Origin of the sequence: Rhodococcus sp. IEGM 1307 (genome assembly GCF_030056915.1) — a bacterium.
GTDB lineage: Bacteria > Actinomycetota > Actinomycetes > Mycobacteriales > Mycobacteriaceae > Rhodococcus_F > Rhodococcus_F opacus_D.
In genome coordinates, this window is record NZ_JASHKW010000001.1 from 74054 (window position 1) to 86346 (window position 12293).

General features: G+C 68.2%; 14 protein-coding genes. 6 read left to right on the forward strand and 8 right to left on the reverse strand.

Annotation, left to right across the window (positions count from 1 at the left end):
- Positions 1 to 77: 77 nt before the first annotated feature.
- From ipdC to echA20, 4 genes are read right to left on the reverse strand one after another with little or no spacing between them, the layout of a single operon-like run.
- Positions 78 to 1139, reverse strand: a complete 1062-nt coding sequence (gene ipdC, locus QM841_RS00360) for a (3aS,4S,5R,7aS)-5-hydroxy-7a-methyl-1-oxo-octahydro-1H-indene-4-carboxyl-CoA dehydrogenase (protein ID WP_283330518.1) — start codon at positions 1137 to 1139, stop codon at positions 78 to 80.
- Complete coding sequence (ipdB, locus tag QM841_RS00365) at positions 1136 to 1897, reverse strand: cholesterol ring-cleaving hydrolase subunit IpdB (RefSeq protein WP_283330519.1); 762 nt, start codon at positions 1895 to 1897, stop codon at positions 1136 to 1138. Before ipdB ends, ipdC begins: the two co-directional genes overlap by 4 nt.
- Positions 1894 to 2787, reverse strand: coding sequence for a cholesterol ring-cleaving hydrolase subunit IpdA (gene ipdA, locus QM841_RS00370; protein WP_283330520.1), 894 nt, complete (start codon positions 2785 to 2787; stop codon positions 1894 to 1896). Before ipdA ends, ipdB begins: the two co-directional genes overlap by 4 nt.
- Positions 2788 to 2792: 5 nt before the next feature.
- Positions 2793 to 3569, reverse strand: coding sequence for a (7aS)-7a-methyl-1,5-dioxo-2,3,5,6,7,7a-hexahydro-1H-indene-carboxyl-CoA hydrolase (gene echA20, locus QM841_RS00375; protein ID WP_283330521.1), 777 nt, complete (start codon positions 3567 to 3569; stop codon positions 2793 to 2795).
- Between the two features lie 114 nt (positions 3570 to 3683).
- Between echA20 and QM841_RS00380 the strand changes: the two genes are divergently transcribed.
- From QM841_RS00380 to QM841_RS00405, 6 genes are all read left to right on the forward strand, one after another.
- Positions 3684 to 4481, forward strand: a complete 798-nt coding sequence (locus QM841_RS00380; RefSeq protein WP_283330522.1) for an SDR family oxidoreductase — start codon at positions 3684 to 3686, stop codon at positions 4479 to 4481.
- Entirely contained in the window at positions 4478 to 5392 is a 915-nt protein-coding gene (locus QM841_RS00385) for an SDR family oxidoreductase (protein WP_283330523.1), read from the forward strand. Before QM841_RS00380 ends, QM841_RS00385 begins: the two co-directional genes overlap by 4 nt.
- Positions 5393 to 5593: 201 nt before the next feature.
- Positions 5594 to 6457, forward strand: a complete 864-nt coding sequence (locus tag QM841_RS00390; RefSeq protein ID WP_283330524.1) for an LLM class F420-dependent oxidoreductase — start codon at positions 5594 to 5596, stop codon at positions 6455 to 6457.
- An 89-nt stretch (positions 6458 to 6546) separates the two neighbouring features.
- Complete coding sequence (locus QM841_RS00395) at positions 6547 to 7794, forward strand: glycosyltransferase family 4 protein (protein ID WP_283330525.1); 1248 nt, start codon at positions 6547 to 6549, stop codon at positions 7792 to 7794.
- Positions 7788 to 8528, forward strand: coding sequence for a class I SAM-dependent methyltransferase (locus QM841_RS00400; RefSeq protein ID WP_283330526.1), 741 nt, complete (start codon positions 7788 to 7790; stop codon positions 8526 to 8528). Before QM841_RS00395 ends, QM841_RS00400 begins: the two co-directional genes overlap by 7 nt.
- Positions 8525 to 9613 (forward strand): prenyltransferase, encoded by a 1089-nt coding sequence (locus QM841_RS00405; protein ID WP_283330527.1) that lies wholly within the window; start codon positions 8525 to 8527, stop codon positions 9611 to 9613. Before QM841_RS00400 ends, QM841_RS00405 begins: the two co-directional genes overlap by 4 nt.
- Here QM841_RS00405 and QM841_RS00410 read toward each other — a convergent pair.
- From QM841_RS00410 to QM841_RS00425, 4 genes are read right to left on the reverse strand one after another with little or no spacing between them, the layout of a single operon-like run.
- On the reverse strand, positions 9589 to 10251 hold the full coding sequence (locus QM841_RS00410) for a class I SAM-dependent methyltransferase (protein WP_283330528.1): 663 nt from the start codon (positions 10249 to 10251) through the stop codon (positions 9589 to 9591). The two genes, QM841_RS00405 and QM841_RS00410, sit on opposite strands and share 25 nt — an antisense overlap.
- Positions 10248 to 10640, reverse strand: coding sequence for a carboxymuconolactone decarboxylase family protein (locus QM841_RS00415; protein ID WP_283330529.1), 393 nt, complete (start codon positions 10638 to 10640; stop codon positions 10248 to 10250). Before QM841_RS00415 ends, QM841_RS00410 begins: the two co-directional genes overlap by 4 nt.
- A complete protein-coding gene (locus QM841_RS00420; RefSeq protein WP_005563754.1) occupies positions 10637 to 11512 on the reverse strand; it encodes an NAD(P)-dependent oxidoreductase in 876 nt (291 codons plus the stop codon). Before QM841_RS00420 ends, QM841_RS00415 begins: the two co-directional genes overlap by 4 nt.
- A complete protein-coding gene (locus QM841_RS00425; RefSeq protein ID WP_283330530.1) occupies positions 11509 to 12261 on the reverse strand; it encodes an SDR family oxidoreductase in 753 nt (250 codons plus the stop codon). The genes QM841_RS00420 and QM841_RS00425 overlap by 4 nt, the downstream gene beginning before the upstream one ends.
- Positions 12262 to 12293: the final 32 nt, after the last annotated feature.

The following is a 12293-nucleotide window of genomic DNA, read 5'->3' on the forward strand; positions in this document are numbered from 1 at the left end:
GCGCGGCAAAGGCCGCCGCCTCTTAGCCGGACGACCGGGACGCTCGTTGTGTCAGATCGAACGAGCGTCCCGTTGGTTCAGGCGCGGAGGGCGCCGAGTGTGTCGATGCGTTTGATGGCGTCGGCGATTATGCCGTCGATGAGGTCCTTGCAGGTGGGTAGGTCGTCGAGTAGTCCGACGACCTGTCCGGAGGCGAGGACGCCGGCGTGGGTGTTGCCGTCGACGAGCCCGGCTTTGAGCAGCATCGGGGTGTTGGCGGCCATGATGATCTGCTGCCAGGTGCGGTCGCTGGACTTTTTCATGGCGAGGCCGTCTTTGACGAGCGTCGACCATGTCATGCCGGTCATGGTCTTGAATTTGGATGCGTTGCGGGCGGCGGCGACGAGGCCGCGGATGTTGCCGGAGTGTTCGAGGCTGTTGACGAGGTCGGTGTTGAGGACCCGGTGGGGCATGCCGTCGACCTTGCGGGAGACGGTGGTGTCCTGCAGTCCCCGGGCGAGGTATTGCTGTTTGACGGAGTCGGGGACCGTCGATTCCTGGGTGAGCAGGAAGCGGGTGCCCATCGCGATGCCGGCGGCGCCGTAGGCGAGGGCGGCGGCGAGTCCGCGTCCGTCGTAGAAGCCGCCGGCGGCGACGACGGGGATGTCGACGGCGTCGAGCACCGAGGGCAGCAGCAGGGTGGTGGCCACGGGGCCGGTGTGCCCGCCGCCCTCGCCGCCTTGCACGATCACGGCGTCGGCGCCCCACGAGGCGACTTTCTTGGCGTGTTTGGCGGCGCCGATCGACGGGATGACGACCACCCCGGCGGTTTTGAGCTTCGCGATCAGTTCCTGTTTCGGTGCCAGCGCGAACGACGCGACGCGCACGTTCTCCCGGATGAGCAGGTCGATGCGTTGCGGGGCGTCGGTGGCGTCGGCGCGGATGTTGACCCCGAACGGTTGGTCGGTGAGGGTCTTGGTCTTCGTGATCGCCGATTCGAGTTCGGTGTAGGTCATCGTCGCCGATGCCAGGATGCCGAGGCCGCCGGCGTTGGCGGTGCCGGCGACGAGTCGTGGTCCGGCCACCCAGCCCATCCCGGTCTGGACCACCGGGTGTTGCACGCCGACCAGCTCGGTCAGCGCGGTGCGGAGGGTGCTCATGCCGACACCTCCCGGTCGCGCAGGTTGCGGGGGTCGAGGACCTCGCGGATCAGCTGTAGTTCGTCGTCGGTGGGTGCGCGGGTGGCGCCGGCGTCGGCGAGTCCTGCCACCTCGAACGAGGTGTTCTCGGTGACCTGGTCGGCGGTGACGCCGGGGTGCAGCGACAGCGCCCGGAAGGTGTGGTCGGGTCCGCCGAAGTCGAACACCCCGAGGTTGCTCACCACCCGGTGCAGGTGGTGGAAGCGGTAGGCGGGGTTTTCCGGGTCGATCTGGTCGTAGCCGACGCCCGAGACGATGTCGACCTTGTCGCAGAACACCCGCGGGGTGTGTTTGCCCACCCAGTAGCTGGTGGGGTGGTTGATCGTGTTGCCGGGGGCGCCGCGGACGCCGAACATCTGCCGTGTCGGCTGCTGCAGCGGACCGAACGCCGACAGGTTCTGGTTGCCGTGCCGGTCGATCTGGTTGGCGCCCATCACCACGTGGCGGCGGCCGGAGGCGACGACGTCGAAGACCTTCCGGAACGGCATCCAGCCCTCGATGGGGGCCTTCGCGCCGACGGCGGGGGTGTCGGCGAAGATCAGGGCCTCGCCGTCGGTGATCAGCAGGTCGGGTTCGGTGGTCAGTCGCGCGAGGCGGGCGCCGATCAGGGGCAGGGTCGCCATCGGGCTGGCCATGATCTCGCCTGCCCCGGAGAAGATGTCGGCGCACGCGATCGCGCAGTACTCCGCGCGGGTGACGTCGGTGGTCGTCTCGGTCATGCCTGCTGCTCCTCGGCAAATTTCTTCACGGCGGCCTGGTAGTGGTCCTCGCTGCCGGACAGGTAGGTGTCGACGAACTGCTGCCACGCCTTCGGGGTCTTCGCCGATTCGGCGTAGTGGCGCTGGAATTTCTCGTCGCGGCCGTAGCTGTCGCCGGCGAGGGTGAAGTGGGCGCCGTGCGGGGCCTCGATTACGCCGTCGACCATCATGCGGTTGAGGATGAGGTTTTGCAGTGGAACGGTTTTCACCAGTTCCTCGGTTTCCACCACGCGTTCGACGGAGACGAATCGCTTCTCGGCGGCCGCGCAGTACAGGTCGTCGAAGTAGGGGTCGACTCCGGTGTAGGCGGCGTTGCCGTGCTTGTCGCCGAGGTTCAGGTGGACCAGGGCCGCATCGAGATTGAGGGCGGGCATCGCGATCAGCGTCTCGGGCTTGCCGGACGCGTCGGGGTAGGGGGAGGTGACGGTGCGCAGTTCCTCGCCCCAGAAAGCCCGGACGTCGGAGCCGAGCCCGGCGCGGATCGGCAGGAACGGCAGCCGGGCGGCGGCGGCCTCGAGGCCGCACTTGACCATGCCCTCGTCCATTTCGCGGACCTCGATCGCACCCGCGGTCCGCGCCTTCGCGAACCACGGGTCGTAGAACGGGGCCGAATCGAGGGACACGAAACCGTAGTACGCCTTCCTGACTTTGCCCGCCGAGCACAGCAACCCCAGGTCGGGGCCGCCGTAGGTGACGACGGTGAGGTCGGTGAGATCCGAGCGCAGCAGCGCCCGGATCAGCGCCATCGGTTTGCGGCGCGAACCCCAGCCGCCGATGCCGATGGTCATTCCGCTGCGCAGTTGCCCGACCGCGTCGTCGAGCGAGATCCTCTTGTCGCGTTTGCTCGCCATCGATGTCAGCCTTTCCTGGTGTTCGAGTTCGAGCGGGGCTTGCCGGTTTCGACGAACTCGTCGCGGTGCTCGTCGGAGACGCCGGCCAGGTTGAGTTCGAAGGTGTAGCCCTGCTCGAGGCGGTAACTGGTCTTCACGTCGACGGGGTCGATGCCGTTGATGGCTTCCTTGGCGCAGCGGATGACCCGGGTGTCCTTGGCCGCGATCGTGGCGGCGATGTCGCGGGCGGTGTCGTCGAGTTTTTCGCGCGGCACCACCTCGTACACCGACCCGAAGTGCTGGAGTTGCTGGGCGGTGACGTTCTGCGCCGTGTAGTACAGCGTGCGCATCATGTGCTGGGGGACGAGTCGGGCGAGGTGGGTGGCGGCGCCGAGTGCGCCGCGGTCGACCTCGGGCAGCCCGAAGACGGCATCGTCGGACGCGACGATCACGTCGGCGTTCCCGACCAGGCCGATGCCGCCGCCGACGCAGAATCCGTTGACCGCGACCACGACGGGCACGGCGCAGTCGTAGACGGCGGCGAACGCGGCCGCGCAGCCGCGGTTGGCGTCGACCAGCGCGCCGTAGCCGTCGGTGGCCTGCATTTCCTTGATGTCGACGCCGGCGTTGAACCCGCGTCCCTCCGCTCGCAGGATCACCACGTGGGTGTCCGGATTCCGGCCCGCGTCGAGTACGGCGTCGGCCAACTCGAACCAGCCCCGGGACGGGATCGCGTTCACGGGCGGGTAGTCGACCGTGACCGTGGTGATGCCGTCTCCGTCGGTGGTGGAGGTGATGCCCATGGCATGTTCCTAACGTCTTGTACCGAACCAAGCAATTGCTTGGTAAGTTAGCACATGTGCGGGCCGGACAGCTCTGAGCTGGGCCTGCGAGAACATGCAACAGCGGAGGTATTCGTGGATTCAGGTCTGAACGGGGCGATCGTGCTCGTGACCGGCGGTGTTCGCGGGGTGGGCGCGGGCATCAGCCGCACGTTCCTGCGGGCGGGCGCGACGGTGGTGGCCTGCGCCCGCCGGCCGGGGGAGGCGCCGGTGGAGGTGGACGGCCGGGCGGTCGAATTCCTGCCGTGCGACATCCGTGATCCGGGGCAGGTGCAGGGTCTCGTCGACCGGATCGTCGAGCGGCACGGCCGGCTCGATGTCCTGGTCAACAATGCCGGCGGCGCACCGTTCGCGCTCGCCGCGGAGGCGAGTCCGAAGTTCCACTCCAAGATCGTCGAGCTGAATCTGCTCGCCCCGCTGCTGGTGTCGCAGGTCGCGAATGCGGTGATGCAGAAGCAGGATTCCGGTGGTGCGATCGTGAACATCTCCAGCGTCAGCGGCTCGCGACCGTCGCCCGGGACCGCGGCATACGGTGCGGCGAAGGCGGGGGTCGACAGTCTCACGAGCAGTCTCGCGGTCGAGTGGGCGCCCAAGGTGCGGGTCAACTCGGTGGTCGTCGGCCTGGTCCGCACCGAACTCGCGCATCTGCACTACGGCGACGAGGCGGGGATCGCGGCGGTCGGGGACACGGTCCCGCTGGGCCGGATGGCCTGCCCGGAGGACATCGGCAACTGCGCGGTGTTCCTGGCTTCACCGCTGGCGGCGTACGTCAGCGGTTCGACACTGACCGTCCACGGCGGCGGAGAACGTCCCGCCTTCCTGGCGGCAGCGACAGCATCTACAGCGACAGCATCTACAGAGGAGAAGGCATGAGTGGAGTGGTCGACGGTCGCGTCGTCATCGTGACGGGCGCCGGACGCGGAATCGGACGCGCCCACGCGCTGGCGTTCGCCGCCGAGGGCGCCAAGGTGGTGGTCAACGACATCGGAGCCGGCATCGACGGTTCCGCCACCGGGGAGAGTCCGGCCGAACGGGTGGTCGCGGAGATCGTCGCCGCGGGCGGCGAGGCCGTCGTCAACGGCGACGACGTCGCGGACTGGGCCGGCGCCGAGAACCTGATCACCACCGCCATCGGCACGTACGGGCGCCTGGACGTGCTGGTGAACAATGCCGGGTTCCTGCGCGACCGCATGCTCGTCGGGATGAGCGAGCAGGAGTGGGACGCCGTCGTGCGCGTCCATCTGAAGGGGCATTTCGCGACGCTGCGCCACGCCGCCGCGTACTGGCGGGCCGAGGCGAAGGCGGGCAACCCGGTCGACGCCCGGATCGTCAACACCAGTTCCGGTGCCGGACTGCAGGGTTCGATCGGGCAGGGCAATTACGCCGCCGCGAAGGCGGGGATCGCGGAGATGACCATTCAGGCGGCCGCGGAATTGAAGAACTACGGCGTCACCGTCAACGCGATCGCCCCGGCCGCACGCACCCGGATGACCGTCGGCGCGGGCGGCGCGATGGCGGAGGCGATGGCCGCGCCCGAGGAGGGGTTCGACGCGATGGCGCCGGAGAACATCTCCCCGCTCGTCGTGTGGCTGGGCAGCACGGAGTCGAAGGACGTCACCGGACGCGTGTTCGAGGTGGAGGGAGGCAAGATCACCGTCGCCGAGGGCTGGCGGCACGGCCCCACCCAGGACAAGGGTGCGCGCTGGGAACCGAAGGAGATCGGGCCCGTCGTCGCCGACCTCCTCGCCAAGGCCGAAACCCCGCTCCCGGTCTACGGCGCCTGAGCAGGTGAGTGGCTAAGTGTGCTGGGGCACGCATTGCCACTCACCTGCACCGGACGAACGGGACGCCCGTTGCCTCAGATCGAACGAGCGTCCCGTTCGTCCGGCTGCGCGGAGAACTGGAGAGTTGTTTGGACACATTGATAAACAGGTGTCCAGAAGTTAGTGTGCAAGAAGGAAAAGGGTCACGGCCAAGGAGAATTCGTGAAATTCGGCATTACGTTGTTTACGAGTGACCGCGGGATCGGGCCGGCCTCGGCTGCGAGGGGTGCAGAGGCAAACGGATTCGACTCGTTCTACGTGCCCGAGCACACGCACATTCCGGTGAAACGCGATGCGGCGCATCCTCAGACAGGCGACGCGTCGCTGCCCGACGACCGCTACATGCGCACCCTCGACCCGTGGGTGGCGCTGGCGTCGGCGTCGGCGGTCACGGAGCGGATCGAACTGGGGACGTCGGTGGCGCTGCCGGTCGAGCACGACCCGATCACGCTGGCCAAGACGATCGCCTCCCTCGACCACCTCAGCGGCGGACGGGTCATCCTCGGCGTGGGGTACGGGTGGAATCTCGACGAGCTCACCGATCACAACGTTCCGCCCGGACGACGCCGGACGATGCTGCGCGAGTACCTCGAGGCGATGCGTGCGCTGTGGACGCAGGACGAGGCGTCCTACGACGGCGAGTTCGTGAGCTTCGGTCCGAGCTGGGCGTGGCCCAAGCCGTCCCGGGTGCCTCCGGTGATCGTCGGCGCCGCCGGCAACGACAAGAACTTCCGATGGATCGTGAAATCGGCCGACGGGTGGATGACCACTCCGATCGAGCAGGACATCGACGACCGCGTCGCCACGCTACAGCGGATGTGGCGGGAGGCCGGCCGGGACGGCGAACCGCGGATCGTCGTGCTCGACGGCAAGCCGGACATGGACAAACTGCGGCGGTGGAAGGACCTCGGCGTCACCGAGGTCGTGTACGGACTGCCCGACCGGAGCGAGGAAGACGTCCTGGCGTACTTGGGGCGCCTGGCCGGAAAACTCGAGGGATTGCGCGAGTCGACCGCGGTGGGGTGAGTGAGTGCGGTTGGATGGGATGAGGGCACACCCGAGTAGGAACGTGTTCTAGTATTGCTTGCCAACTGCTCGAGGAGAGGCCGAAGTCCGTGCGCATCGCACTCTTGTCGTATCGAAGCAAGCCCCACTGTGGTGGGCAGGGTGTGTACGTACGCCATCTCAGCCGTGAGCTGGTCGAACTCGGCCATCAGGTCGAGGTGTTCTCGGGGCAGCCGTACCCGGACGTCGACCCGCGGGTGACGCTGACGAAGGTCCCCAGCCTCGACCTGTATCGCGAGCCGGATCCGTTCAGAACGCCGCACCCGCGCGAGTTCCGCGACGCCGTCGACGTGCTCGAGGTCGCGACCATGTGGACGGCCGGGTTCCCGGAGCCGCTCACGTTCAGCCTCCGTGCCGCGCGACTGCTGAAGGAGCGCGCCGACGAGTTCGACGTGGTGCACGACAACCAGTGCCTCGGCTATGGGCTGCTGCAACTCCAGAAGGCCGGACTCCCCGTCGTCGCCACCATCCATCATCCGATCACCCGCGACCGCGAGCTGGACCTGGCGTCGGCGAAGTGGTGGCGCCAGGTGACGGTCCGGCGCTGGTACGGATTTCTGCGGATGCAGAAGCGGGTGGCGCGTGCCATCCCCGCACTGCTGACGGTGTCGCAGTCCTCCGCCGACGACATCAGCGCGGCCTTCGACGTTCCCGCCGACAACCTGCAGACCATCCCGCTGGGTGTGGACACCGAGGTCTTCCGACCCCCGGCCGCCGCCCGGGTTCCGGGCCGCGTCGTGTGCGTCGCCAGCGCCGACATGCCCCTCAAGGGGGTGTCGACGCTCCTCGAGGCGGTCGCGAAGGTGCACACCGAGCGCACCGTCGAACTGGTGCTGGTCACCAAGCTCGCGCCCGGGGGAGTGACGGAGAAGCTCATCGAGGAGCTGGCCATCGGCGACGTCGTCCGGACGGTGTCGGGTATCGACGACGCCGAACTGGCGTCGCTGCTGGCGTCGGCCGACGTCGCGTGCGTCCCGTCGCTGTACGAGGGCTTCTCGCTGCCCGCCGTCGAGGCGATGGCGTGCGGCACCCCGTTGGTGGCGAGCCGCGCCGGCGCCATTCCCGAGGTGGTGGGAACGGACGAGGAGGCGTGTGTGCTCGTGACGCCCGGCGACCCCCAGGAACTCGCGGACGTGCTGGGCGCGTTACTCGATGATCCGCAGCGCCGGGCCCGGCTCGGTGACGGTGGCCGTCGACGCGTGCTCGAGCGCTACAGCTGGGCCGCCGTGGCCGCGAAAACCGCGCAGACCTATGCCGATGCGATAGCGCAGACCCGTCAAGGAGGCCGACCGTGCTGACCGTGGACTTCGACCGGCTGGGTGTGAAGCCCGGCGACAAGGTGATCGACATCGGGGCGGGCGCCGGGCGGCACTCGTTCGAGCTGTATCGACGCGGCGCCGACGTCATCGCCTTCGACCAGAACGCCGACGAACTCGCGGACGTCGAGAAGATGTTCGTGGCGATGGCCGAGGTCGGTGAGGTCCCGGCGGGAGCCGCGGCTCGGGTGGAGGTCGGCGACGCGCTGAACCTGCCGTACGAGGATGCGACGTTCGACGTGGTCCTCATCTCCGAGGTCCTCGAACACGTACCGCGCGACGGCCGGGCCATCGCCGAGCTGAGCCGCATTCTCAAGCCGGGTGGTGTTGCGGCGGTGACGGTTCCGCGGTGGCTGCCGGAGAAGATCTGCTGGGCGCTGTCCGACGCGTACCACGAGGTGGAGGGTGGCCACGTCCGCATCTATCGCGCCGACGAGCTGGCGGAGAAGCTGACGGCCGCCGGCCTGCAGGTCCAGGGACGGGATCACGCCCACGCCCTGCATTCACCGTACTGGTGGCTCAAGTGCGCGGTGGGGGTGGAGAACAACGACAACCCCTTCGCGAAGGCGTACCACCAGGTTCTGGTGTGGGACATGATGAAAGCCCCCTGGCTCACGCGCACCGCGGAGAAGGTCCTCAACCCCGTGGTCGGCAAGAGCGTCGTGTTCTACCTCGAGAAGCCGAGGGTACCGAGCGTGGTGAAGGCGCCGCGGTGAGAGCCGCGGGCGTCCCGTCGGTACCGAACGTGTTGTCGGAGAGCCAGGTCAGGCAGACGGCACGGTCGATCGCGGCAGCGCAGGAGTCGTCGGGGGCGCTGCCGTGGTTTCCCGGTGGGCACACCGACCCGTGGGATCACGTCGAATCCGCCATGGCGCTCACCGTCGCCGGCCTGACCGACGAGGCGGAGGGCGCGTACGAGTGGTCGCGGCGCACGCAACGACCGGACGGTTCGTGGCCGATGAAGTTCCGCGACGGGGCCGTGGAGAATCACGATTCCGACAGCAACTTCTGCGCCTACCTCGCGGTGGGGGTGTGGCACCACTACCTCGTCACCGGTGACCGGAATTTCGTCGACGCCCTGTGGCCGTCCGTGCAGGGCGGTCTCGATTTCGTCGTCGACATGCAGTCGTCGAGCGGCGAAATCTGGTGGGCCCGCGGCGAGAACGGACAGGACTGCCCCGAGGCGCTGCTGACCGGGAACTCCAGCATTCACCACAGCCTGCACTGCGGGCTGCTCCTCGCGCGGCTGGTCGACGACCCGCAGCCGGAATGGGAGTTCGCGAAATACACCCTGGGTCACGCGATCAGGCAGCACCCGGAGTCGTTCGCGATCAAGGACGAATACTCGATGGACTGGTACTACCCGATCCTCGGGGGTGCAGTCCGCGGTGAGGTCGCGTCGGACCGCATCGCGTCGCGGTGGGACGACTTCGTGGTCGAGGGGCTCGGCATCCGCTGCGTGGACCACCGGCCGTGGGTGACCGGCGCCGAAACGTGTGAACTGGTGCTGGCGCTCGACGCGATGGGGGAACACAGCCGCGCGCTCGCGCAGTTCACCGCCATGCAGCACCTGCGGGATCCGGACGGCTCGTACTGGACGGGGCTCGTCTACAGCGACGGCAAGCGGTGGCCGGTCGAGCAGACCACGTGGACGGGCGGGGCGATGATCCTCGCCGCGGACGCGTTGTCCCGCACCACGCCCGGACACGGGATCTTCCGGGACGCGGCGCTGCCCGTGGGACTACCGATCGGCCTCGACCGCTGCGGCGACTACTGTCACGCCAGCGGTTCGCCTGTCTGACCGCCCACCCGCTCGAGAACGCGCAGCGACCCGGTGACCGACGTCTCCTTGAATTGCCCTGTCCCCAGCGCCCGTTCGTAGATCTCGAACGGCGGTCGCCCGCCGTCCGCCGGGTCCGGGAACACGTCGTGGATCACCAGGGCGCCGCCGACGTTCACCCACGGCGCCCACCCCTCGAGATCCGCCGACGCCGCCTCCGACGTGTGGCCGCCGTCGATGAACACGAAGTTCACGGGAGTGCGCCAGAACGTCGCCACCGTCGACGACCGGCCCAGCACACCCACGACGTAGTCCTCGAGCCCGGAATCGGCCATCGTGTGCCGGAACCGGCCGACCGTGTCGAGCAGGCCGGTATGCGGGTCGACGAACGCCGGTTCGTGATATTCCCAGCCGGGCTGATGCTCCTCGGAACCGTGATGGTGATCGATCGTGACGATGCGGGCGGCCCGCGCCTTTGCCGCCGCCCCGAGATAGATCGTCGAACGACCGCAGTACGTGCCGATCTCGACGCCCACCCCGCCGGGAGACAGGTACTGCATCGCGGCCTCGTGCAGGGCCGTCCCCTCGTCCTCCGGCATGAATCCGGGCGTGGAGTCGGCGAGTCGGAGAAGCTCTGGTGTCAGGTGTTCGGTGCTCATATGGCCTCTGCGTCCGGGGCGGCCGCTCTGGCCGCTTTCTTCCGCTTGTGTAGCACCCCGCCGATCATCGAGTCGAGTTTCGTCCCCAACGGCCAGCCCACGTAGTGGCACAGGAACAGTGCGATCTCCCGGAGTTGGTCCTCGTCCAGTTCCTCGTTGTGCAGGGCCGCCCCCACCTGGATCTCGGCGACGTCGACGAGCCCCTGCGCGGTGAGCGCACCGAGGAGGAGAAGCCGGCGGTCGCGGATGCTCAGCCCGGGCCGCGACCAGATGTCGGCGAACAGGTGGTCGGCGGTGACGGCGAAATGCGCGCCGGGCCCGTCCTGCATCTCGAATCCGTAGACCTTCTCCATCATGGCCAGGCCACGGGTGCGGGTGTCGTCGGTCATGGTTGCTCCTTCTTGTCCACGGTGCTGTCGACGCCGAGTCCAGGACCCAGGCCCGTGAGCGCGAGTCGGGCGAGCGGCAGCGCGACGTCGAGTCGTTCGCCGAGCCCGATCGCCAGCGACAGGTCCTTCTCCCCGAGGTCCCGGACGTGGGTCATGATCGGGTACCAGTTGTCGGTCTCGTCGAGGGCGTCGGTGGTGTCGCGGAGCATGATCGCTCCGGCGCCACCGGTGATCGCGTCGGTGTGCCGGACGACCTTCCCGAGTTCGGTGATGTCGAGACCGGCGGCCTCGGCGAGCCGCTGCGCCTCGGCGGCGGCCGTGAACGAGACGAAGTGCAGCAGGTTGCGGGCCAGCTTCATTCGGGTACCCGCGCCCACGTCTCCGGCGTGCACGACGAGTTCGGCCCAGTGCCCGAACGGCTCCCGCACTTTCTCGAACGCGTCGTCGCTCGCCCCGACCATCACTGCGAGCTTCCCCTTGTGGGCGCCGGGTGCGCCGCCACTCACGGGCGCGTCGATCAGGTCGACGCCGTGCGCACGGCAACGGTCGGCGAGTTCGACGGCGGTGACGTCGCTGATGGTGGAATGCACTGCCACGACGGTGCCCGGCCGCGCGGTGTCGAGGAGCTGTGTGACGACCGCGCGCACCTGCTCGTCGTTCAGCACGGTCACGGAGATGACGTCCGCGTTCTCCGCCACCTCCCGCGGACTCGACGTCACCTTCGCGCCCGCCTTGCCGAACGGTTCCAGTGCCTCCGGCCGGGTGTCGCACACGATGAGCCCGCCGGGGCGGTCCAGCAGCCGCTTGGCCATGGGCGCACCCATGTTGCCGAGGCCGATGTAGCCGACGGATACCTGCTCGGTCGTGGTCATGATCGAAAAATCTGTCCGCCGTCGACGTTGAAGATCTGCCCGGTGATCCAGCTCGCCTCGTCGGAGAGCAGGAACAGGCAGGCGCCGACGAGGTCGTCGGGGGTGCCCATCCGCTTCAGCGGCAACGTCTTGACCATGTCTGCCACCATATTTCCCGGCGTGACGGTGCGGGTGGCTTCGGTGTCGATCGGTCCGGGCGCGATGGCGTTGACCCGGATGTTCATGCCACCCACCTCGTGGGCGAGTTGCTGGGTGAGGCCGTTGATCCCGACCTTCGCGAGTCCGTAGAAACCCGAGTACAGCCAAGCAGCCGTGGACGACTGGTTGACGATCGACCCGCCACCGCCGCTGTTCATGTGCGGCCACACCGCGCGGGTCACGTTGAGGGCGCCGTCGAAGTTCACGGCCATGAACTTCTTGTAGTAGTCCCACGGCACGGTGATGAGGAGATCGAGCTTCATGCCGCCGTAGATCGCGGCGTTGTTCACGAGATGGTCGATGCCGCCGAACTTCTCGACCGTGAACTCGGCGAGTTGCTTCGCCGAGTCCTCTTCGGCGACGTCGACGTCCTTGAACACCGCAGTCCCGCCGTCCGCGCTGATCTGCTTGGCCACCGTCTGGCCGAGCTCCGCATTGAGATCGGCCACCACCACGTTCGCGCCCTCGCGGGCGAGGGCGCGCGCGTAGCCCTCGCCGATGCCCTGCGCGGCGCCGGTGACGATGGCGGTCTTCCCGTCGAAACGTCCCATATCGATTGACTCCTGTGTTGTCGGGCCGGCTC